Genomic DNA, 22,342 nt, shown 5'->3' on the forward strand with positions numbered 1-22,342 from the left:
CACAGCAGACTACACTTTTATGAAAAACGACGTCATTTCACCGGAATTTGATGAAAACGGTCGCCCGCTGCGCCGTATTCGTAGTTTTGTTCGTCGCCAGGGGCGACTGACAAAGGGGCAAGAGCACGCGCTGGAAAACTACTGGCCGGTGATGGGCGTCGAGTTCAGCGAGGCGCCGGTAGATTTCGCCACGTTGTTTGGTCGCGAAGCGCCGGTGACGCTGGAGATTGGTTTTGGCATGGGGGCGTCTCTCGTGGCGATGGCGAAAGCGCGCCCGGAGCAGAATTTCCTCGGTATTGAAGTGCATTCGCCCGGCGTCGGCGCGTGTCTGGCGTCCGCTCATGAAGAGGGCGTTGAAAACCTGCGCGTCATGTGCCACGACGCGGTAGAAGTGTTGCATAAAATGATTCCTGACAATTCTTTATCGATGGTTCAGCTCTTTTTCCCTGACCCGTGGCATAAAGCGCGTCATAATAAACGCCGTATCGTTCAGGTGCCGTTTGCTGAACTGGTATTGAGCAAGCTGAAATTGGGCGGCGTTTTCCATATGGCGACCGACTGGGAAGCGTATGCGGAACACATGCTTGAAGTCATGTCTTCTATCGACGGGTACAAAAATCTGTCAGAGAGCAATGATTATGTACCGCGCCCGGAATCGCGCCCGGTAACGAAATTTGAACAACGTGGCCATCGTCTTGGTCATGGCGTATGGGACTTAATGTTCGAGAGGGTGAAATAATGGCAAAGAACCGTAGTCGTCGTCTGCGTAAAAAAATGCACATTGACGAATTCCAGGAATTAGGATTTTCGGTGGCATGGCGTTTTCCGGAAGGTACATCTGAAGAGCAGATCGATAAGACTGTCGATGACTTTATTAATGACGTTATTGAGCCTAATAAACTGGCGTTTGACGGCAGCGGCTACCTGGCCTGGGAAGGGCTGATTTGTATGCAGGAAATCGGTAAATGTACCGAAGAACATCAGGCGATTGTGCGTAAGTGGCTGGAAGCGCGCAACCTTGAGGAAGTCCGAACCAGCGAACTTTTCGACGTTTGGTGGGACTAATAAGTACAGGGTCGGCAAATGCCGGCCCGCTTTGTCTTGAGGGAAAGTTATGATGCGCAAAACGCTGCTGGCGGCAGTGCTAACGTTTACGGCGATGGCCGCTCATGCAGATTACAAATGCAGCGTCACGCCGCGTGACGATGTGATCCTGAGTCCACAAACGGTGCAGGTGAAAGGTGAAAACGGCAACCTGGTGATCACGCCGGACGGCAATGTGATGTACAACGGTAAGCAGTACACCCTTAGCGCCGCGCAGCGCGAGCAGGCGAAAGATTACCAGGCGGAGCTGCGAAGCGCGCTGCCGTGGATTGATGAGGGCGCCCGATCGCGCGTCGAAAAAGGCCGCGTGGCGCTGGATAAAATCATCGCTAAAGAGGTGGGCGAAAGCAGCAACATGCGTAGCCGTCTGACGAAGCTTGATGCGCAATTAAAAGCGCAAATGAACCGCATTATTGAACATCGTACGGACGGCCTGACGTTCCACTATAAGGCTATCGACCAGGTGCGTGCCGACGGTCAGCAGTTGGTGAATCAGGCGATGGGCGGTATTTTGCAGGACAGCATTAACGAAATGGGCGCCAAAGCGGTGCTTAAAGGCGGCGGCAATCCTTTACAGGGCGTGATGGGCAGCCTCGGTGGTTTGCAAACCGCTATCCAGAACGAATGGAAAAATCAGGAGAAAGATTTCCAGCAGTTTGGCAAAGATGTCTGTAGCCGCGTAGTAACCTTAGAAGATAGCCGCAAAGCGCTGGTTGGCAGCCTGAAGTAATCTTTCCTTTTTAAACAATGGCGTAGATCGTATCTGCGCCTTTTTATTCTGTTTTTTCCTGCATTTTGTTATCCATCTCTAAAAAATACTCTCTGTTGGATATATATCGCTGGTTAATCGTATGGCGTCACATTATTCGTCTGCAATATAGGGATAATGCGACCAGTTGACATAACTGGAGATATAACATGGAGTTTTTCAGGAAAACGGCATTAGCTGCTCTGGTAATGGGTTTCAGCGGCGCAGCGTTCGCTTTACCGAATATCACCATCTTAGCGACCGGCGGAACGATCGCTGGCGGCGGTGATTCAGCAACAAAATCAAATTATACGGCAGGTAAAGTCGGTGTCGAAAATCTGGTGGATGCCGTTCCTCAATTGAAGGACATTGCGGTAGTGAAAGGCGAGCAGGTCGTTAACATTGGCTCGCAGGATATGAACGATGAAGTCTGGCTCACGCTGGCGAAAAAAATCAACACCGAGTGCGACAGCACCGACGGTTTCGTGATCACCCACGGTACTGATACGATGGAAGAGACCGCTTATTTCCTCGATCTGACCGTGAAATGCAATAAACCGGTGGTACTGGTCGGCGCGATGCGTCCCTCCACGTCAATGAGCGCAGATGGCCCGTTCAACCTCTATAATGCGGTAGTAACAGCGGCTGATAAACAGTCTGCCAACCGCGGCGTGCTGGTGGTAATGAATGATACCGTCATGGACGGACGCGACGTCACTAAGACCAATACGACTGACGTGGCGACGTTTAAAGCGGTTAACTATGGCCCGCTGGGTTATATCCACAACGGTAAAATTGACTACCAGCGTACACCAGAGCGTAAACATACCACCTCCACCCCGTTCGACGTGTCGAAGCTGACCGCGTTGCCGAAAGTCGGTATCGTTTATAACTATGCGAATGCGTCCGATCTGCCGGCAAAAGCGCTGGTAGACGCGGGTTATGACGGGATCGTGAGCGCAGGCGTGGGTAACGGCAACCTGTATAAAACGGTCTTTGATACCCTGGCGACCGCCGCGCACAACGGTACGGTAGTGGTGCGTTCTTCACGTGTGCCGACGGGCGCAACCACGCAGGATGCGGAAGTTGACGATGCAAAATACGGCTTTGTCGCTTCCGGCACGCTGAACCCGCAAAAAGCGCGTGTCTTACTGCAACTGGCGTTAACCCAGACTAAAGATCCAAAACAGATCCAGACGATGTTCAATCAGTATTAAAGATAATGCCCCGGTCGGAAGGCCGGGGCCATCTTTGGAAGACCTCTCGCACAACCAACACTATTATCTTGCTAATTATCATCCTGGTTATGATAATCGTGGGCGTCATGTCTCTGGACGGGAGGTCCACAAGTGGTTCGACAATGGATTGCTGGCGCAGCGCTGTTTGCCCTGATTTCAGGCTATAGTTGGGCAGAGGTTGCTCAACCCTCCGATAACATCTTAAAAGAACAGTTTAGTAAGCAGTACCACGGCATACTTAAACTGGATTCCATTACCTTAAAAAATCTTGATTCGACGGGCAATCAGGCCACCTGGTCTGCCGAAGGGGATATTTCTTCCCGTGAAGATATGTATACCGGCGTTGGTATGGCGGCGGATTATTATTTTGTTGAAAAAACCTGGACCAAAGAGCGTCCCGTTAAATTTTCTGCCATGTTAACCAGTAAAGGGACGCCAGCCTCTGGCTGGACGGTGAACTATTACTCATTACAAATGGCAGCCAGCGATCAGGGCCGGGCTATTGACGACATTAAAACGAATGATAAATACCTGATCGTCAACAGTGATGACTTTAACTATCGGTTTGGCAACATTGAAGCCTCCTGGCGTGCGCAGAAAGCGTCGATCCCCGGTCTTGAAGAACAACTCTCTGCCCTGGATAAGAAAATAGCGGTAGCTAAAAAAGAAGCGGACGCATATTGGGGAAAAGGCGCTGATGGGAAACCGTTGACCCGCGCCGAGGCGTTTAAAAAGACGTTAAAAGAGCGCGATGATTATGTAAAAGCCAACGATAGCAGCGTATATGCCGAGAAATACGAAAAAGAGGTCTATCAACCGGCATTAGACGCGTGCCGTAAGCAGAGTGAGCCGTGCAATGAAGCGGCTATTCAGCAGAAAAGAGATTTAGACATACACGAGCAACGGCGGCAGGTATTTTTGAAATCAGAAGAGCTGCGTCGAAAAGCGCAGAATGACTGGATAACGTTAGAGAAAGGACAATATCCGCTGAATATAGCGGTACAGAAACTTCAGATGCAACAGAGTGATATCCGCATGAAAATCATGGATATTAATGACGGTTACGAGCGCTGGAAAAAAGATACGGACGATTTACGTCGTAAAGGCGTTATTAAATAATGCGCTTGCCGGCGGCGCATTAACCGCCACAGGTCGGTAAGCGTCGCGCCATCAGGTATTTTACCCGCTGGCGCGACAGGCTTATTCCTTGTTATTCCGCGAGAAACAACTCAAGAAGAGAGTTTAAAAACAGTTTACCGTGCCGGGTAATCTGCCAGTATTGCTCGCATTCGGTCAGATAGCCCTGGGCAATAGCCTCGTCGATTGGCTGACGAATAACCGCTTCCGTAAGCCCGGTATAGTCGACAAATTCGGCGCGAGGCGCGCGCTCCAGCAACCGAAAACGATTCATAAAGAACTCAAAGGGTTTATCGTCATCACTCACGTCACGCTGGCTTTCCAGGTAACGTCCCTGCATATAACCGCGTGGGTGACGGGTTTTGGTGGTGCGCAGGATCCTGCCGCCCGGGAAGGTGACTTTACCGTGGGCGCCGCAGCCAATCCCCAGATAGTCGCCAAAGCGCCAGTAGTTCAGATTATGCTGGCACTGATAACCGGGTTTGGCATAGGCCGACGTTTCGTATTGCTGATAGCCAGCAGCGGTTAATAACTGGTGGCCCTGCTCAAAGATATCCCACAGTGCGTCATCGTCCGGTAAAACCGGCGGACGCGAACCGAACAGAGTGTTGGGTTCAATCGTCAATTGATACCATGAGAGATGCGGCGGATTAAGCGCAATCGCCTGTCGCAAATCATTCAGCGCCTCTTCCAGCGTTTGATCCGGCAATCCATGCATCAAGTCGAGGTTAAAGCTGCGTAGCCCAAGCCCATTTGCCAGTATTGCTGCCCGCATCGCCTCTTGTGGACCGTGAATACGGCCAAGACGTTTCAGCTTAGGCTCACTAAAGCTCTGCACGCCAATGGAGATCCGGTTTACGCCGGCGCGCTGATAGTCGATGAAGCGGTCGGCTTCGACCGTGCCGGGGTTCGCTTCCATGGTAATTTCCGCATCCGCCGCCAGATTCAGGCGCGCACGCACGCCGTCCAGCAGCGTTTGCATCGCCGGCCCGGAAAGCAGGCTTGGCGTACCGCCGCCAATAAAAATGGTCTTTACTTCACGCCCTTGCGCCCAGGCGACATCGGCGTCCAGATCGCTTAACAGATGCTGGACGTAGTCGTCATGCGGCACCTCGCCCTTCAACGCATGGGAATTGAAGTCGCAATATGGACATTTTTGTACACACCAGGGAATATGAATATAAAGACTGAGCGGCGGTAGTTTAGCCATTGCGTAACGCATCCAGCAGCAGCTTGAGCGCTTGTCCACGGTGGGAAATCGCGCTTTTTTCTTCACGGGTCAGTTCTGCGGCGGTTTTGCCTTCAGACGGTACGAAGAAAATGGGATCATAGCCAAATCCGCCATTTCCGACCGCCTGGCGAGTAATGACGCCAGGCCAGCTACCGTGACAGACTATCGGTGTGGGATCTTCGGCATGACGCAAATAAACCAGCACACAATGGAATCGCGCCTGGCGTTTGTCGTCCGGAACATCCCGTAGAGTATGCAGCAGTTTTTCCAGATTTTGCTGATCTGTCGCGTTTTCGCCAGAATAGCGCGCGGAATAGATACCCGGCGCGCCGCCTAAAACGTCAACGGCCAGACCGGAGTCATCGGCAATGGCGGGCAGACCGGTCATTTTAGCGGCATGGCGCGCTTTGAGAATCGCGTTTTCAATAAACGTCAGGCCGGTTTCTTCCGCGGAGTCAACGCCCAGTTCCGTTTGCGCTACCACATCAAGCCCAAAATCGCTTAACAGCGACGCGAGCTCGCGCACTTTACCGGCGTTGCCGGTTGCGAGAACAACTTTTTGCATGGAATACCTACTCAGTTAACGCCGCAATTTCCGGCGGGATCTGTTGCGGGTGAATAATTTTTACCTGTTTGTGACGGCCCAGCTCGCCTTTTTCGATGACGATCTGACTTTTCGCCACGCGAAACTGTTTACCGAGAAACTTGATCAGATGGCTGTTTGCCTGACCGTCAACCGGCGGGGCAGTAATGGCGACTTTCACCTCGTCGCCATGTAAGCCCACAATACTGTCGCGGCTGGCTTTCGGCTGAATATAAAGCCGTAACACCAGACCGTCTTCGCAGCGAGTCACAGCACTCATAACGCCATCCACAGCCCCGGCAGCAACATGTTGCCTGTCGCTTGTAAGACTTCAGCGATTCCCATATTAACGACATACAGCAGCAGCACCAGAACCATCGGCGAGAAGTCGATGCCGCCCATCGCAGGCAGTATACGGCGAATCGGGCTGAGCAGCGGCTCGGCAAGCTGAATCAATACATATTCAATCGGGCTACGACCCTGGCTCACCCAGCTCATGATAGCCATGACCAGCAGCACCCAGAAGATCAGCAGACCGATTGTTTTAAGTAAGATAAGCACCGCGGCAATCCAGATAATCGCCTGAAACGTAATGACCTTAAACAGCACTATCGCCTTAATAACGCTAAGAATAAACGCCACCAGCAGGGAAGCGCTGTCGATCGGCCCCATTGGCGGGATAATACGACGCAGCGGTCCGATGATGGGCTGCGTAATTTTCACCACGAACTGGGAGAAAGGGTTGTAAAAGTCACAGCGGGCCCACTGCATCCACACGCGCAATAATAGCACCATGGTATACAGCTCAATTACCGTTGAGAGCAGGAAGGTCAACGTATTCATGGCGTTCCTCAGTTTTCCTTAATTTTTTGTGTAATCACGAGCACCAAAGATAGCGGTGCCGATGCGCACCATTGTGCTACCTGCCGCAATCGCGGCTTCCATATCGTCGCTCATACCCAGAGATAAGGTATCAACGTCAGGGTAGCGCGCTTTCAGCCCGGCAAATGCTACAGCCATTTGACGTGCGACTTCAAACTGCCTTACATAATCTGACTCTGGGGCCGGGATCGCCATCAGTCCGCGAAGCCGCAGACGCGGCAGTGTAGCCACCGCCGCGGCCAGCTCATCCAGTTCCGCCAGCGGAATGCCTGATTTGCTGTTTTCATCGCTGATATTAATTTGGATCAGAACATTTAGCGCCGGCAGATTATCCGGACGCTGTTCGCTCAGCCGCGAGGCGATACGCAGGCGATCGATGGTATGACACCAGTCAAAATGCTCGGCCACCAGCCGACTTTTGTTGGACTGTAAAGGGCCAATAAAGTGCCAGTGCAGGCCTTCCACTTTCGCTTCCTGAAAGTGGCGGATTTTTTCCACCCCCTCTTGTACATAATTTTCACCAAATGCCCGTTGTCCGGCGGCAATGGCTTCTGCGATGTCGCTCGCAGGTTTGGTTTTACTCACTGCAAGCAACGTAACTTCTTCTGAAGAGCGGCCGCAACGCGTCGCCGCGGCGGAGATTTTGTCCCGGATGTGTGCCAGGTTATGCGCGATATCGTTCATTTTCCGAGGATGTTTATATGAATATGGAAGAAATTGTGACGCTTAGTGTAAAGCATAACGTCTCGGATCTACACCTGTGTAACGCCTGGCCTGCGCGATGGCGCAAACAAGGACGCATGGAGATCGCGCCTTTTACCGCGCCAGATGTCGACAGGCTTCTGCTTGATTGGCTTAATGACGCGCAACAATATCAGTGGCGAACGCACGGCCAGCTTGATTTCGCCGTCTCGCTGTCTGGCACGCGGCGCCTGCGCGCCAGTGCGTTCACACATCAACAGGGAACGTCGCTGGCGCTACGGCTATTGCCCGAGCGTTGTCCTGATCTGGCGGAAATCCAGACGCCGCCGATAGTACCCGCACTGCTTGCCAGCGAGAACGGACTGATTCTGGTCACTGGCGCTACTGGCTGCGGGAAGTCCACCACGCTGGCGGCGATGGTGGGATATCTTAATCAACATGCCGATAAACACATCCTGACGCTGGAAGATCCTATTGAGTACCGTTACACCAGCAAGCGTTGCCTGATACAGCAGCGGGAAATCGGCCAGCATTGCGCCACTTTTGCCGCCGGGCTGCGCGCGGCGTTGCGTGAAGATCCCGATGTCATTTTGCTGGGAGAGCTGCGTGACAGCGAGACCATTCGCCTGGCGCTGACGGCGGCGGAAACGGGGCATCTGGTACTGGCAACCCTGCATACTCGCGGTGCGGCGCAGGCGGTGGAAAGATTAGTGGATAGTTTTCCGGCGCAGGAAAAAGAACCGGTACGCAGTCAACTGGCGGGTAGTCTGCGCGCCGTACTATCGCAAAAACTGGAGGCCGACAGGCAGGAGGGGCGCGTGGCGTTGTTTGAATTACTGATTAATACGCCAGCCACAGGGAATTTGATCCGTGAAGGCAAACTCCATCAGTTGGCCCACGTGATACAAACCGGGCAGCAGCAGGGGATGATGACATTCGCCCAGAGCGCGCAATGGCGTCAGGCGCAGGGACGGCTGTAGCGAAGATGGCGGCGTAGTGGGGGGTAAAGTGTTGACTGGCGCGGTGGATTGAACGGCATACAGGCTTGTATCCTGGCGAACCGGCGTTAAAATCGCAGCTTTGTTAAAACCACAGCGAAGCCATTTAACGATGTCATCACAACCGAATCAAAGCCTGATAGATGGCATTCGCTGTCTGCAATATCTGGTCTCCAGCGACCGTGCTATCGGATGTCGCGAGCTTGCCCGGCTGATGGATATTAATACCACGCGCGTTAATCGCCTGTTAATGACGATGGCCTCTATTGGACTCACGATGCAGGATGAGCACCGACGCTATTTACCCGGGCCAGGCATTCATGCTTTGGCGGCGCAGGCGATTCGCGGTTCAGCGCTGTTCTCCCATGCGTTGCCTATCCTTGAGCGCCATGCGCCCAAAGACATCGTGGTGGCATTAGGCGTGCTATGGGAGGACCAGATTATCTATATTTATCACTCTACGCCGGGGTCGCAGGGAAGTCAGGCGCTGGCGGGGTTTCGCATGTGCCCGGCCTGGCAGTCGGTAACAGGAGTGGCGTTACTGGCGGCAGAAAGCGATGAGGCGCTAATGCAGCGTTTTACTCCGGAGCAGTGGCGTAATCTGGCGCCGCATGTGGCGCAGCAGCGCCAGCGGGGATACGTGCTGTGGCATCACGCTGATGGTGAAGTTTCTATGGCGCAACCGCTAGACAAGCACGCCGCAGCGCTGGCCTTTGCGGGAATGTGGCGGATTGATGAGGCGGAGGCGGCTGCGCGTTTACAGGCGCTGAAGGCACTAAACCAGCGTATTGCCCAGTAAGCCTGGCAACCGTGACCGCGTTATCCGCCTGCTGACAAAAACGGCTTTAATACCCCTGTTCAAAATAGCTTTCGAGGATAATCACGGCGGAGGCCGAGTCCACTTTGCCTTTGTTCAGCGCGCGATACCCACCTCGTTCAAACAGACCGGAGCGTGCTTCAACGGTGCTGAGTCGTTCATCGTGCAGCGTGACAGTTACCCCGAAACGCCCATGAATACGGTTAGCGAATTTACGTGCGCGCGCCGTCAGCGGTTGTTCAGTGCCATCCATATTGAGCGGTAGCCCGACAATAATTTCGTCCGGCTGCCACTCTTTCAGCAAACGTTCAATGAGCGTCCAGTCGGGCGTGCCGTCCTGTGCTTTGATTGCCGGAAGCGGACGGGCGGTGCCGGTAATGCGTTGTCCTATTGCAACGCCAATGCTTTTTGTGCCGAAGTCAAAGGCCAGTAAGGTGTCGCTCATCAGGCGTGCCCCGCAACGCCAGGCATGGTCAGAATATCAATGCCAATAAGTTTTGCCGCTTCGCGCCAGCGCTCGGCAATGGGCGTTTTGAACAAAATATTGAGATCGGCGGGCGCGGTAAGCCAGGCGTTATCAAGCAACTCTTGTTCAAGCTGGCCTTTATCCCAGGAGGCGTAGCCCAGCGCGACCAGCACATCGGAAGGCTGTTGTTGGGTACCTAACGTTTCCAGCACATCGCGGGAAGTGGTAATCACGGTATTGTCTGAGATACGAATGCTGGAGGCGAAACGTGACGGCGGAGTATGGAGAATAAATCCGCGATCTTCCGCCAGCGGGCCGCCGAGCATCACGGCTTTATCAAGACGAATTGCCGAATCGCGCGGTTCCGGCGTAATTTTTAGTTTTTCCAGAATCCCTTCAATTTGCAGATTTTCCAAAGGCTTATTAACAATAATCCCCATAGCGCCGTCCTGGTTGTGCTCGCAAATATACACCACGGAACGGCGGAAAATCGGGTCCTGGAGCGCAGGCATGGCAATAAGAAAGTGATGCTGTAAATTCATTGTCAGAGGTTCTGTTTCCTGGTTCAAAAAAACGACAGCGTTCAGTATGTGGGGAAAGCGGACGGTTGTCACTCATATAAGCCGTCTTTTGCCAAAGAACGGCTGCCTTATCGGGCAATAGACTGCCGGATGGCGATGCTGATGCGCCGCCTTATCCGACCGGGGCGGCGTGATTGCTCAGGCCCGGTAAGCGCACGCCACCGGGCAATAAACCTTTACTTCGCCAGACGCGCTTCGATGGCGTCCATCAACATCCCGGTGATAGAGATCGGATATTCCGCTTCAATTTCACGCACGCAGGTTGGGCTGGTCACGTTAATTTCCGTTAAGCGGTCGCCGATAATATCCAGACCGACGAAAATAAGCCCTTTGGCTTTAAGCGTCGGCCCAACGCGGCGGGCGATTTCCCAGTCGCTTTCGCTCAACGGACGGGGTTCGCCGCGACCACCAGCCGCCAGGTTGCCGCGGGTTTCGCCGCCCTGCGGAATACGCGCCAGGCAGTAAGGCACCGGCTCGCCGTCGACGACCAGGACGCGCTTATCGCCATCTTTGATCGCGGGCAAATAGTTCTGCGCCATGCAGTAGCGGTTGCCCAGCTCGGTCAGCGTTTCGGCAATAACGCCTATGTTAGGATCGCCTTCCTTAACGCGGAAAATGGACGCGCCGCCCATACCGTCCAGCGGTTTCATAATGATATCGCCATGCTTTTCCCAAAACGCTTTGAGCTGCGCTTTATTGCGCGTTACCAGCGTTTCCGGGGTCAGGTCGGCAAACCAGGCAGTATACAGTTTTTCATTACAGTCGCGCAGGCTTTGCGGTTTGTTGACGATAAGCGTCCCTTCCTCTTCAGCGCGTTCCAGAATATAGGTCGCATAAATAAACTCGGTATCAAACGGCGGATCTTTGCGCATCAAAATGACGTCCAGATCGGCGAGTTTAATCTCCTGCTCGCTGCCGAACTCGTACCATTTATCGTAATTTTGCTCCACGCTCAACGTTCGCGTGCGGGCGCGGGCTTCGCCGTTAATCAGATAAAGGTCGGCCATCTCCATATAATGAAGTTCATAACCACGACGTTGGGCTTCCAGCAGCATAGCGAAACTGGTGTCTTTCTTGATGTTGATGTGTGCGATGGGGTCCATCACGATGCCGAGCTTGATCATTATTTTCTCCGTTAACGCTTCATCCTAAGTCGCCAAAACGCACCTGTAGCGCAGTAATGGCGGTGAGCGCGGTTGTCTCAGTACGCAGAACGCGAGGTCCTAACAGAATATCAGTAAACTGATAGCGCGCGGTCATCGCGATTTCGTCCGCCGACAGCCCGCCTTCCGGGCCGATCAGCAGTCGGACGCGTTCAACCGGCAGCGGCAGAGTGTTGATGCTGGCATGGGCGCGCGGATGAAGATTGAGCTTCAGCCCGGAATCTTGCTCGGCGCACCAGGCCTCCAGCGCCATCGGCGGGCGAATTTCCGGCACCCGGTTACGCCCGCATTGTTCGCAGGCGGCGATGGCGATCTTTTGCCACTGCTGGCGCTTTTTGTTCAGACGTTCATTATCCAGTTTAACGCCGCAGCGCTCAGAGAACAGTGGCGTAATGAGGCTTACACCCAGTTCGATCGATTTCTGGATAGTAAATTCCATTTTTTCACCGCGCGACATCACCTGGCCCAGATGGATATGCAGCGGCGATTCACGATCGTCAATTTCGCCTTTCATCACTTGCACTTCAACGCTTTTCTTACTGGCGCTAATGATTTCAGCATCGAATACCTGATTACTGCCGTCAAACAGCTGTAACGCTTGTCCCGGTCCCATGCGCAGTACACGACCAATATGGTTGGCCGCATCTTCGCATAACGAAATCTGCGTACCGGACGTCAACAATTCAGGGTGATAAATGCGGGGAATACGCATAATAAAAAAATCCGCGTCATGGCCCCGGCGTTTGGCTATCCAGGGCATGGGTTAACAAGAATCCCGCTAGTGTAGGTTAGCTCTTTCGCGCCTGGCAAGCGCGTTGCACATAGGGATTATGATTACCCTGGACCTTCGCGATACGCGCATCGCGCTCGCACTCCCAGGCGGTAACGGGGTACTGCTTATCCCAGACGTTAAAAAGCTGCGTTTGTTGGCGGGAAAGTTTCAGTTGGTATTGGTCGCGCATATAAAAATAAGTGCGGGCGATTGCGCCACGGGCGCGGGCGGGCGGCTCGGCGATTTTCGCTTTAAAATCCACTTTCATGGCGCATTGCCCGTACTGACCTTCGCCGCCGTTCCACTGGCTATACATAAAGTTGCCGCGATCGCCATTCACTTCGCCAATCGCGGGCTGCAGGTTATGCATATCGCTTTCCATTTTGCGGTAGACCGGATCTTTAGCGCAGTTTTTTCGCCCGCCGTCCTGCCAGCACTGGCGCTGATGACCGAATTGCCAGGCGGGGACAACGTGCTCCCACTCAATGCGTCTGGCGCGATTCTCGTTTTTACGCACCTTATAGCCGCAGGACTCCAGGTCTACGACGCCTTTTTTACCCTGCCAGCGGATTTGGCACCCGCAGTAAAAGCTGCCGGGCGCGTCGGCATTGACTTTGACGCTCGCCGCTTTGGCCTGAGAAAAATTGTTAATGCCGTCGGCCAGGGCCTGGCCTGAAAACGCTGCGGCCAGCAACGCAGCGGCAAAAGAAAAATTACGGTACATTGCACACTCCATAGCAAAACGAGCCCGCAACGTAACGAAAGTTGTGTCTGTATGCAATCAGTCCGCTCAGGAAAGTTCCCGGACGTTTCGGGAACTACCCGGCGACCAGTGGTTCGCCGCAGTGAACGCAACGATAAACCGCTTCGCCGCGTACTACCCGATTATGGCGGCGGACGGTGAGTTGATGTTGCTGGCATTGGCAATGGTAGGGAAAGGTATTGCGCCGTACGGATTGCAGCGCAAATTGATGAGTACGTCTGGCCGGAACGCCCAGCACGCTTTCCATCATCCACTTCCATTCCTTGCCATGCGGAGCCTTGCGTCCGAAGTGCTTCCACACCAACAGATGCGCCAGTTCATGCGGCACGACCTCTGCAATAAAGGTGTCGATGTTTTCCAGCAGTAACACCGGGTTGAGGCGGATTTCGTAGGTCTCCAGCCAGGCGGTGCCCGCCGAGGTGCCGCGTTGCGTATACACCAGTTTCGGCTCCGGATAATGTCTATCGAGCTTGAGGTTCGCCTGGGCGAGATTTTCCCGCAGGCGGCGCATCACGGCCTGCTGGATAGCGATAGGGAGACGAGGGGTTTTCATAGCGGCAGAGAATAGTGCGACGGAAGAGGGACTGCAAGAAAAACGCTTCCTCCTGTGGCAGGAGGAAGCGTGGAGGGATTAGTCGTGGGCGCCGATTTCGCGCAGTTTACGACCTTTCATCAGGTTACGTTCAATGTGTTCCAGCGAAACGTGTTTGGTTTCCGGCACCAGCCACAGGGTCAGCAGGATAAACAGCACGTTCAGGCCAGCGTAGACCCAGAAGGTGTTGGCGTTACCCAGATTGTTCAGCATGGTCAGGAACGTTGCGCCGACGATCATATTGGCGATCCAGTTGGTCGCGGTGGAGCAGGTGATGCCGAAATCGCGGCCTTTCAGCGGCTGGATTTCGGAGCACAGTACCCAAATCAGCGGACCAGCGCTCATCGCAAATCCAATGATGAACATCAGCAGCATAGCGATAGCGAAGTATTGCGCAGACGGCGAATGGATGCCGATGTGCATCATCGTACCCAGAATCCCCATACCAATCGCCATGACCAGGAAGCCCAGCGTCAGGGTCGGCTTGCGGCCCCAGCGGTCAACCAGGCCGATAGCGATGAAGGTTGCCAGCACGTTAGTCAGACCAACAATAACGGTGCCCCACATCTGCTCCGTGGTATTCGTGTACCCCGCCAGTTCGAAGATTTTCGGTGCGTAATACATGATGACGTTCATCCCGGTAAATTGCTGCATGACCTGCAACAAAATGCCAAGAAACACGGCGCGGCGGAAGTTGCTGTTCTCTTTGAACAGCGCCCAACCGCTCTGTTTAACCTGCAAACTTTCGCGAATTTCATCGAGCTCACGTTTTGCTTCCGCACTGGTGTCACGCAGGCGCAACAGGACGCGTTCAGCATCATGGAAGCGGCGTTTTGCCGCAAACCAGCGCGGGCTGTCCGGCAGGAAGAAGACGCCGATCAGCAGCAGAATGGCCGGGATGATGATCACGCCGAGCATCCAGCGCCATGCGCCGCTGTAGCTGAACGCGGTATCTGACAGATAAGCGCCCAGAATCCCGATGGTGATCATGAGTTGGTACATTGAGATCATACTGCCGCGAATTTTTTCCGGCGCGATCTCGGACAGGTACAACGGTGCAGTGTAGGAAGCGACGCCGACGGCCAGACCCAGCAGCACGCGAGAAATAATCAGGACTTCAACGTTAGGCGCCGCAGCGGAGAACAGCGAACCGGCGACGAACAGGATAGCGCCGATCATCAGGCTTTTTTTACGACCCAGCTTAAAGGAGAGCCAGCCGCTGCCGACAGCGCCGACGGCCGCGCCAAACATCATGGAGCTGACCACCCATTCCTGAGTGTGTGCGGTAATCTGAAACTCGTCGGTAATGAAGGGTAAAGCACCGGCGATAACGCCGATATCCAGGCCAAAAAGTAATCCTGCCAGGGCTGCAAGAAAGCAGACAAAAAATGTCATGGCCTTGTTGGAACGCCCTTGTTTTTTATTGTCAGGCATTATGCCCTCCGGTTGGGTTAGCAATTTTATCGATGTTAAGAGTAGGTGAGTACGCCGTAAAAAGATGTGAGGCTAATCACAATGGTGTAATCGTTTACACTACTATTTATCTCGGTGATTATTTAATTATCTGAAAAATAATAGTTTTAATAATCTTATAACCATATCAATCGCCTGGTATTCAGACAAAGTTGAAAAATTATGTAATATTTTCATCGCAGAATTAGCATACCGATAGTGATGCGGTCAGTTCTTAATGAAAATGAATGTAACCGCTTTCATGATGACTGAAACTGAATGATAAAAAGTGTAGTCGAAGAAACGAAAGGGGAGAGTGGATTGTGCTGCGCATCACAAAAAGGTCAGTATAAATTCACGCTGGAACATCTGATAACGTTGCGTGTATCAGCAATGATAAAGGCCAGCAGAGCGCTGGCCTTGATAAGTACGGTATGGTTTCCCTGACTGAAAAACAGCGTCAGGCGCGGGCGATTATTTCAGACCGGCAGCATCGCGCAGCAGTTGCGCTTTGTCGGTTTTTTCCCATGGGAAGTTTTCGCGACCGAAGTGGCCGTAAGCCGCAGTTTCTTTGTAGATCGGGTGCAGCAGATCCAGCATCTGAATCAAGCCGTACGGGCGCAGGTCGAAGAATTCGCGCACCAGCAGAATCAACTGTTCAGCAGGCACTTTTTCAGTACCGAACGTTTCCACCATGATGGACGTCGGCTCCGCTACGCCGATAGCGTAGGAGACCTGGATTTCACAGCGATCCGCCAGACCTGCCGCCACGATATTTTTCGCGACATAACGCGCAGCGTAAGCTGCAGAACGGTCAACTTTAGACGGATCTTTACCGGAGAAGGCGCCGCCGCCGTGACGCGCCATACCGCCGTAGGTATCAACGATGATCTTACGACCGGTCAGACCACAATCGCCCATCGGGCCGCCGATAACAAAACGCCCGGTTGGGTTGATAAAAAACTTAGTGGACGTATTTAACCATTCAGACGGCAGAATGGGTTTGATGATCTCTTCCATCACCGCTTCTTGCAGCGATTTTTGGTCGATATCTTCTGCGTGCTGCGTAGAGAGAACCACGGCGTCGATACCGACGATTTTGCCGTCGTCATACTGGAAAGTGACCTGGCTTTTTGCATCCGGACGCAACCATGGCAGGGTGCCATTTTTACGCACTTCAGCCTGACGCTGTACCAGACGGTGCGCGTAGGTGATTGGCGCAGGCATCAGTACGTCGGTCTCATTTGTCGCGTAGCCAAACATCAGGCCCTGGTCGCCCGCGCCTTGTTCCAGCGGGTCTGCGCGGTCAACACCCTGGTTGATATCCGGAGACTGTTTGCCAATTGCGCTCAGTACTGCGCAAGAGTTGGCGTCAAAACCCATGTCGGAATGCACATAGCCAATTTCGCGCACCGTATTACGGGTAATCTCTTCGATATCGACCCAGGCGCTGGTGGTGATCTCACCGCCAACTAAAACCATGCCGGTTTTAACGTAGGTTTCACAGGCGACGCGTGCTTTCGGATCCTGTTGCAGGATAGCGTCCAACACGGCATCAGAGATTTGGTCTGCGATTTTGTCAGGATGCCCTTCTGATACGGACTCAGACGTAAAAAGGTGTTTTGCCATATTTAATTTCACCTAAGGAGAATTTAGTTAGCTCAAACTGTTGTGCGGAATAGTCATGACAGAAGATTCTACCATGAGTCTGAAGGTTACTGACACTGGCAGTCTGAGTGTTAATCAGTATGGATGGATTAACATCTGGACGGCTATTTTAGGTCACTTCTTCGCCCAATTTCCAGCTTTTTTTGAAGGTCGTCGCAATGTCGGTCAAAATCAGGCGGTAAACGTTTCTGATAATGCTGACATTATGCGCATTTATGCTTTGCTTTTTTTCTGCGTTCTGGGTATAAAACGCGACGCGCGGCTCATACAAAAGCACACGACGTTTTCTTCGTGTCGCCACTTCCAGCCGGGTTAAAACGTTGCTTTGGCTTGTGGGTTCGTCTTACGAGGCGGCCGTGGAGGTGATACGAGATAATGAACCGTTGTATTCTGCTGAATCTGTCGCATCGTTCTGGTGCGCGCATGTCCCCCGCAATCTGCATCTCTGCTTTGCATACCTGCCGATGTTATACCCATCTCGGCGCTTCTCAGGATTCCAGAGCCGGCAATGGCGCTGAAGACTGAACAAGGGCGCTCTTGTTAACGCAAGAGTTTTCTCGTGGTTTCGCCGAACCGTTATCTGTGAGTTCGGTTACGTGTTTACAATGATATGAAAAAGAAACCGGTCGCGCAGGCGGAGCATCAGCGCTATCTGCTGGAAAATCCGCTTGTCTATGGGTTGTTATCGCGTCTTCGGATTGCGATAGTAGTCAACTGTTTTACACTTGCTAATAAAAATTGAGGTTCGCTATGTCTGACGACATGTCTATGGGTTCGCCTTCGTCAGCAGGCGAACAGGGTGTACTACGCTCCATGCAGGAGGTTGCAATGAGCTCCCAGGAAGCCAGCAAGATGCTGCGCACTTACAATATTGCCTGGTGGGGCAATAACTACTACGACGTCAACGAGCTGGGCCATATTAGCGTATGCCCCGATCCCGACGTACCGGAAGCGCGTGTCGATCTTGCCAAACTGGTGAAAGCGCGCGAAGCGCAAGGTCAGCGTCTGCCGGCGCTGTTCTGCTTCCCACAGATCCTGCAACACCGTTTGCGTTCAATTAACGCGGCGTTTAAGCGTGCGCGTGAATCTTACGGTTATAACGGCGACTACTTCCTCGTTTACCCGATTAAGGTCAATCAGCATCGCCGCGTGATCGAGTCCCTTATCCATTCCGGTGAACCGTTGGGGCTGGAAGCGGGGTCGAAAGCGGAATTGATGGCGGTGCTGGCACATGCCGGCATGACCCGTAGCGTGATCGTCTGTAATGGTTATAAAGACCGTGAATACATTCGGCTGGCGCTGATTGGCGAGAAGATGGGCCATAAGGTTTATCTGGTCATCGAAAAGATGTCTGAAATCGCGATTGTGCTGGAAGAGGCCGAGCGCCTGAACGTGGTTCCTCGCTTGGGCGTACGTGCGCGTCTGGCCTCTCAGGGGTCCGGTAAGTGGCAATCCTCCGGCGGCGAAAAATCAAAATTCGGCCTGGCGGCGACCCAGGTGCTGCAACTAGTGGAGACCCTGCGTGACGCCGGGCGTCTGGACAGTCTGCAACTGTTGCACTTCCACCTGGGATCGCAGATGGCGAACATTCGCGATATCGCGACCGGCGTGCGCGAGTCCGCACGTTTCTATGTTGAGCTGCATAAGCTGGGCGTTAATATCCAGTGCTTCGACGTGGGCGGCGGTCTGGGCGTGGATTATGAAGGTACCCGCTCGCAGTCCGACTGTTCGGTGAACTATGGCCTGAACGAATATGCCAATAACATCATCTGGGCGATTGGCGATGCCTGCGAAGAGCATGGTTTACCGCATCCGACGGTGATTACCGAGTCTGGCCGCGCCGTCACTGCGCACCATACGGTACTGGTCTCTAACATTATCGGCGTGGAGCGTAACGAATACACGGATCCGACTGCCCCTGCTGAAGATGCGCCGCGCGCGCTGCAAAATCTATGGGAAACCTGGCAGGAGATGCATAAGCCAGGCACCCGCCGCTCGCTGCGTGAATGGCTGCATGATAGCCAAATGGATCTGCACGATATTCATATCGGCTACTCTTCCGGCGCGTTTAGTTTGCAGGAGCGCGCCTGGGCGGAGCAACTTTATCTCAGCATGTGCCATGAAGTGCAGAAGCAACTGGACCCGCAAAACCGTGCGCATCGTCCGATTATCGACGAACTGCAAGAGCGGATGGCGGACAAAATGTACGTCAACTTCTCGCTGTTCCAGTCAATGCCGGACGCGTGGGGAATCGATCAGCTCTTTCCGGTGCTGCCGCTGGAAGGGTTAGATCAGGTACCGGAACGTCGTGCCGTGCTGCTGGATATTACCTGTGATTCCGATGGCGCTATCGACCACTATATCGATGGCGACGGTATCGCCACGACGATGCCGATGCCGGAATACGATCCAGAGAATCCGCCGATGCTCGGCTTCTTTATGGTCGGCGCCTATCAGGAGATCCTCGGTAACATGCACAACCTGTTTGGCGATACTGAAGCGGTTGACGTGTTTGTCTTCCCGGATGGTAGCGTCGAGGTTGAGCTGTCGGACGAAGGCGATACCGTTGCGGATATGCTGCAATATGTGCAACTGGATCCGAAAACGCTGTTAACGCATTTCCGCGACCAGGTAAAACAGACGGATCTGGACGATGCGTTGCAGCAGCAGTTCCTTGAGGAATTTGAAGCGGGACTGTACGGTTATACTTATCTTGAAGATGAGTAATTAAGAGTATTCCGCTTGTGGGTCGATTTAATTATTTAAATCGACCCTTTTATATTTTATAAATTCTTAATTATCAGCGGCGTCGCTTCTCTATGTAATTTTATGCGCCTACAATCCCCCTAATAATTAAAAAGGGGTGTGAGTATGAGCAAATTTAAATTTAATGCCGTCATTGTTGGCTTGTTTTTGCTGTTAGGCGGCTGTTCCAGCGGAATGCAATCTAATAATGGCTCTTCATCCGACGTCGGCACCGCCTGGGGCGGCGACGTGCATTCATCGGTACAAAGCGTTTCGGTAGAGCGTGCCGATCGAGAACCTGCCGAAATGGTGATAATAAATTACTCCACTCAACATCCGTCAGGTTACGATAAAGTTTATAGTATACGTATCAGCGATCTTGAATATGCTGTGCGCGACGCTAATTTTAATTCGATCCCAATTACGCGTCGCTACAACGCATCAATGGGACAATGGCAATATAGTATTCCTGCAAGATCAGGGATGAACTATCAGTTATATATTCGTAATTACAGTCATGATACCAATTACGAAATCGTCGCAACGGTTGATGGCCTGGACGTGTTGAACGGAAAAGCAGGCTCGCTGAATCATCATGGCTATATTGTTAACGCCGGCGATTCACTGGCGATTAAAGGGTTTCGCAAAGATAAACACACTGAGGCGGCATTCCAGTTCGCCGACGTAGCTGACGCTTATGCGGCCCACTCCGCGCAGGGCGATGTACGCAACATCGGCGTCATCGGCTTTGCCGCCTTTGCATTGCAGGGTAAAGCAACAAATACGCTACCGCCTTGTTCCTCGCAGGCTTTCCCGGCGGACAACAACGGGTATGCGCCGCCGCCCTGCCGCAAATAAACCTGGCGTCAGGGCGTCAAATACGCGCTAGGCGAATCAGCGCCTTTCCTGCCGAGTCTGGTGGGGAAGGACTGTGTGACGCGCATAGCCGTAGGTTGCGGGAAAGAAACGACCACTCTCTGGCAGGGAAATTGTTTACCATAAACATTAGGATTTGTTTACACTACCCTCAAGTGGAGCAATTGCTGTCTACATAGGTATGTGCATGGAACAAATTTTAACCAAGCGGCGCTATTTTGATATAGGGCTGCAAATAGAAGAACTACTCTATTCAGGGGTATTTAAAGCTGGCGAGCGACTTCCGGCGGAGAGAGAACTCAGCGAGCGTTTTCAAACCAGCCGCACGACGATTCGTGAGGCGATTATTATGCTTGAGCTGAAGGGAGTGGTAGAGGTTAAGCAAGGCGCAGGCACTTACTTTATTGATAGTCTGGAAAAAATCAATCAAAAAGCGCTCTTGCCTTACTCAGACATTGGCCCCTTTGAATTGCTACAGGCCCGGCAGGTCATCGAAAGTAACATCACCGGTTTTGCCGCTACGCAAATCAGATTTAATGAACTTAAGCAGCTTAAACGTATTATTGAGCAGCAGGAAAAGCAGATTGGCGGCGACAGCGACAAATTTGAAGAACTGGATCGCCAGTTCCACAATATCATCGCGGAATCCACGCAAAATCGTGTATTAATGAAACAATCTGCCGAGCTGTGGCGGGCTGTCAGGACCGAAAATCCGCGCTGGAAGCAGTTAAACTATAAGTATTTACATAAGAAAGAGTTAAGAATGAAATGGGTGGAAGATCACCGTAGTATCTTCCTTGCATTGCAAAAACGCGATGCTGAGCAGGCCAGACAGGCTTCGTGGACCCATCTTGAAAACAGTAAAAATGAGCTGGTAAAAATCTTCCAACAGGATGATTCGCTGGAAGATTTTGATGATTTTTTCTTCGCCACCTGACGGCTATTTTCAGGCGGATGACATTTTTGTCAGCGATTAACCGGGCCTGCCGCCAAAAACAAGCCCGGAGAGAGGGAATCAGGCTTCGTAAATGCTCAGCTTATCCCAGTCAAACTCTACGCCAATGCCGTAGGTGTCCGGTGCCACGGCGCGATAATTGTCGACCACCAGCGGATGTTTGGTATATTGATCGATCGGGAAGCTGTGAACCTTCAGTCAGCCAGTCTGACGTGTAATTCCTGCATACCGAGCGAGCATACCGAAAGACCGCCATTCGTCGACAGACGCGCCGCCTTCAGCCAGCCATTTTCCACAGCGGCAGTTTTTCACGTTTGCCTTTCAAATCCCAAAGGGCGATATCCACCGCAGACATCGCAAACGATGCGATACCTCCGCGACCCACATAGTGAATATGCTATTCCATAAAGTCATAGATATCGTCAATCGCAGCGCCCTCTTTCCCTGACAGTACCGGGGCAAGATCGTGATCGATCATCGCTTTAATTGCATACCCTCCCTTTCCGCCGGTATAGGAATATCCGGTGCCAGTTGAACCGTCTTCCAGCGTAATCGTCGTGGTTACCAGTTCGAAATGGCTATTATGCCATGTTTCGCGTCAACTAAGACCTCGGCCAGAGGGGCTTTGAAAGCTTTGTTTCAACGTACCTAATCTGCGTCTTCATCAATTTTTTCCTGTGTTCAATCAATGGATTAATTTGCCAATTACGTCTAAAGGCGGCTTACTCCTCATCGCTTTAGCAGCGACCCGGATGATCAAAACCGTAACTGATGTTCTTAGGTTAACGTTGATGCTGATAATAAATTGAGTTCATTAATTCACTAGACAAATTATCAGATTTGGTTTGCTGTATTTCGGGTAATTATTG

At 52.6% G+C, this 22,342-nt stretch carries 26 protein-coding genes and 1 pseudogene; 13 read left to right on the top strand and 14 right to left on the bottom strand.

Features of this window, described 5'->3' with window-relative positions:
• Positions 1-19 precede the first annotated feature (19 nt).
• The 5 genes from trmB to ACLD3P_RS09405 all read left to right on the top strand — a co-directional run bounded on the left by trmB (position 20) and on the right by ACLD3P_RS09405 (position 4,209).
• Positions 20-739 carry a tRNA (guanosine(46)-N7)-methyltransferase TrmB gene (trmB, locus tag ACLD3P_RS09385; RefSeq protein WP_000786890.1) on the top strand — a complete coding sequence of 240 codons (720 nt, stop codon included), beginning with the start codon at positions 20-22 and terminating at the stop codon, positions 737-739.
• Complete coding sequence (locus tag ACLD3P_RS09390) at positions 739-1,065, top strand: YggL family protein (protein ID WP_001107559.1); 327 nt, start codon at positions 739-741, stop codon at positions 1,063-1,065. Before trmB ends, ACLD3P_RS09390 begins: the two co-directional genes overlap by 1 nt.
• Before the next feature lie 49 nt (positions 1,066-1,114).
• Positions 1,115-1,834, top strand: coding sequence for a DUF2884 domain-containing protein (locus ACLD3P_RS09395; RefSeq protein WP_000984827.1), 720 nt, complete (start codon positions 1,115-1,117; stop codon positions 1,832-1,834).
• A 188-nt stretch (positions 1,835-2,022) separates the two neighbouring features.
• Positions 2,023-3,069, top strand: coding sequence for an L-asparaginase 2 (gene ansB, locus ACLD3P_RS09400; RefSeq protein ID WP_000394189.1), 1,047 nt, complete (start codon positions 2,023-2,025; stop codon positions 3,067-3,069).
• A 132-nt stretch (positions 3,070-3,201) separates the two neighbouring features.
• Positions 3,202-4,209: a DUF1202 domain-containing protein gene (locus ACLD3P_RS09405; protein ID WP_131046538.1), complete on the top strand. Its 1,008-nt coding sequence runs from the start codon at positions 3,202-3,204 to the stop codon at positions 4,207-4,209.
• 91 nt (positions 4,210-4,300) lie between these two features.
• Here the strand turns inward: ACLD3P_RS09405 and hemW are convergent, their stop codons facing one another.
• The 5 genes from hemW to ACLD3P_RS09430 are packed head-to-tail and all read right to left on the bottom strand — an operon-like array spanning position 4,301 to position 7,607.
• Complete coding sequence (gene hemW, locus ACLD3P_RS09410; protein WP_061371885.1) at positions 4,301-5,437, bottom strand: radical SAM family heme chaperone HemW; 1,137 nt, start codon at positions 5,435-5,437, stop codon at positions 4,301-4,303.
• Complete coding sequence (locus ACLD3P_RS09415; protein WP_023195148.1) at positions 5,430-6,023, bottom strand: XTP/dITP diphosphatase; 594 nt, start codon at positions 6,021-6,023, stop codon at positions 5,430-5,432. Before ACLD3P_RS09415 ends, hemW begins: the two co-directional genes overlap by 8 nt.
• 7 nt (positions 6,024-6,030) lie before the next feature.
• The gene (gene yggU, locus ACLD3P_RS09420) at positions 6,031-6,321 is read right to left on the bottom strand and encodes a DUF167 family protein YggU (protein WP_001277203.1); all 291 of its coding nucleotides are present in this window, start codon (positions 6,319-6,321) and stop codon (positions 6,031-6,033) included.
• Positions 6,318-6,884 carry a YggT family protein gene (locus ACLD3P_RS09425; protein ID WP_001094848.1) on the bottom strand — a complete coding sequence of 189 codons (567 nt, stop codon included), beginning with the start codon at positions 6,882-6,884 and terminating at the stop codon, positions 6,318-6,320. The genes yggU and ACLD3P_RS09425 overlap by 4 nt, the downstream gene beginning before the upstream one ends.
• 18 nt (positions 6,885-6,902) lie before the next feature.
• Positions 6,903-7,607 carry a YggS family pyridoxal phosphate-dependent enzyme gene (locus ACLD3P_RS09430; protein ID WP_000997790.1) on the bottom strand — a complete coding sequence of 235 codons (705 nt, stop codon included), beginning with the start codon at positions 7,605-7,607 and terminating at the stop codon, positions 6,903-6,905.
• A 17-nt stretch (positions 7,608-7,624) separates the two neighbouring features.
• Between ACLD3P_RS09430 and ACLD3P_RS09435 the strand changes: the two genes are divergently transcribed.
• A complete protein-coding gene (locus tag ACLD3P_RS09435; RefSeq protein WP_131046537.1) occupies positions 7,625-8,605 on the top strand; it encodes a type IV pilus twitching motility protein PilT in 981 nt (326 codons plus the stop codon).
• A gap of 130 nt (positions 8,606-8,735) precedes the next feature.
• A complete protein-coding gene (locus ACLD3P_RS09440) occupies positions 8,736-9,422 on the top strand; it encodes an IclR family transcriptional regulator (RefSeq protein WP_052944283.1) in 687 nt (228 codons plus the stop codon).
• A 46-nt stretch (positions 9,423-9,468) separates the two neighbouring features.
• Here the strand turns inward: ACLD3P_RS09440 and ruvX are convergent, their stop codons facing one another.
• The 8 genes from ruvX to metK all read right to left on the bottom strand — a co-directional run bounded on the left by ruvX (position 9,469) and on the right by metK (position 16,858).
• A complete protein-coding gene (ruvX, locus tag ACLD3P_RS09445) occupies positions 9,469-9,885 on the bottom strand; it encodes a Holliday junction resolvase RuvX (protein WP_001285491.1) in 417 nt (138 codons plus the stop codon).
• Positions 9,885-10,448 carry a YqgE/AlgH family protein gene (locus ACLD3P_RS09450; RefSeq protein ID WP_001053171.1) on the bottom strand — a complete coding sequence of 188 codons (564 nt, stop codon included), beginning with the start codon at positions 10,446-10,448 and terminating at the stop codon, positions 9,885-9,887. Before ACLD3P_RS09450 ends, ruvX begins: the two co-directional genes overlap by 1 nt.
• Positions 10,449-10,663: 215 nt before the next feature.
• A complete protein-coding gene (gene gshB / locus ACLD3P_RS09455; protein ID WP_000593248.1) occupies positions 10,664-11,611 on the bottom strand; it encodes a glutathione synthase in 948 nt (315 codons plus the stop codon).
• A gap of 19 nt (positions 11,612-11,630) precedes the next feature.
• Positions 11,631-12,362 carry a 16S rRNA (uracil(1498)-N(3))-methyltransferase gene (gene rsmE, locus ACLD3P_RS09460; protein ID WP_001222488.1) on the bottom strand — a complete coding sequence of 244 codons (732 nt, stop codon included), beginning with the start codon at positions 12,360-12,362 and terminating at the stop codon, positions 11,631-11,633.
• Positions 12,363-12,438: 76 nt separating this feature from the next.
• Positions 12,439-13,146 carry a deoxyribonuclease I gene (gene endA / locus ACLD3P_RS09465; protein WP_000286123.1) on the bottom strand — a complete coding sequence of 236 codons (708 nt, stop codon included), beginning with the start codon at positions 13,144-13,146 and terminating at the stop codon, positions 12,439-12,441.
• 94 nt (positions 13,147-13,240) lie between these two features.
• Positions 13,241-13,738: a SprT family zinc-dependent metalloprotease gene (locus ACLD3P_RS09470; protein WP_001528097.1), complete on the bottom strand. Its 498-nt coding sequence runs from the start codon at positions 13,736-13,738 to the stop codon at positions 13,241-13,243.
• Between the two features lie 78 nt (positions 13,739-13,816).
• Positions 13,817-15,211 carry a galactose/proton symporter gene (gene galP / locus ACLD3P_RS09475; protein ID WP_001113171.1) on the bottom strand — a complete coding sequence of 465 codons (1,395 nt, stop codon included), beginning with the start codon at positions 15,209-15,211 and terminating at the stop codon, positions 13,817-13,819.
• Positions 15,212-15,703: 492 nt separating this feature from the next.
• Entirely contained in the window at positions 15,704-16,858 is a 1,155-nt protein-coding gene (gene metK, locus ACLD3P_RS09480) for a methionine adenosyltransferase (protein ID WP_001062140.1), read from the bottom strand.
• Positions 16,859-16,913: 55 nt separating this feature from the next.
• Between metK and ACLD3P_RS09485 the strand changes: the two genes are divergently transcribed.
• The 6 genes from ACLD3P_RS09485 to ACLD3P_RS09510 all read left to right on the top strand — a co-directional run bounded on the left by ACLD3P_RS09485 (position 16,914) and on the right by ACLD3P_RS09510 (position 21,455).
• Positions 16,914-17,213, top strand: coding sequence for a hypothetical protein (locus ACLD3P_RS09485; protein WP_001543499.1), 300 nt, complete (start codon positions 16,914-16,916; stop codon positions 17,211-17,213).
• Between the two features lie 59 nt (positions 17,214-17,272).
• Complete coding sequence (locus ACLD3P_RS09490) at positions 17,273-17,422, top strand: hypothetical protein (RefSeq protein WP_001751809.1); 150 nt, start codon at positions 17,273-17,275, stop codon at positions 17,420-17,422.
• 85 nt (positions 17,423-17,507) lie between these two features.
• Entirely contained in the window at positions 17,508-17,639 is a 132-nt protein-coding gene (gene yqgB / locus ACLD3P_RS09495) for an acid stress response protein YqgB (RefSeq protein WP_000729109.1), read from the top strand.
• Between the two features lie 8 nt (positions 17,640-17,647).
• On the top strand, positions 17,648-19,624 hold the full coding sequence (gene speA, locus ACLD3P_RS09500) for a biosynthetic arginine decarboxylase (protein ID WP_001278580.1): 1,977 nt from the start codon (positions 17,648-17,650) through the stop codon (positions 19,622-19,624).
• A gap of 144 nt (positions 19,625-19,768) precedes the next feature.
• Positions 19,769-20,500: a hypothetical protein gene (locus tag ACLD3P_RS09505; protein WP_411006282.1), complete on the top strand. Its 732-nt coding sequence runs from the start codon at positions 19,769-19,771 to the stop codon at positions 20,498-20,500.
• A 154-nt stretch (positions 20,501-20,654) separates the two neighbouring features.
• Entirely contained in the window at positions 20,655-21,455 is an 801-nt protein-coding gene (locus ACLD3P_RS09510; protein WP_001576357.1) for a FadR/GntR family transcriptional regulator, read from the top strand.
• Between the two features lie 295 nt (positions 21,456-21,750).
• Here the strand turns inward: ACLD3P_RS09510 and ACLD3P_RS09515 are convergent.
• Positions 21,751-22,041 (bottom strand): annotated as a pseudogene (locus tag ACLD3P_RS09515) (hypothetical protein).
• Positions 22,042-22,342 lie beyond the last annotated feature (301 nt).

It is taken from the genome of Salmonella sp. 741265073_HBA (assembly GCF_046569105.1).
GTDB classification, from domain to species: Bacteria; Pseudomonadota; Gammaproteobacteria; order Enterobacterales; family Enterobacteriaceae; genus Salmonella; species Salmonella enterica.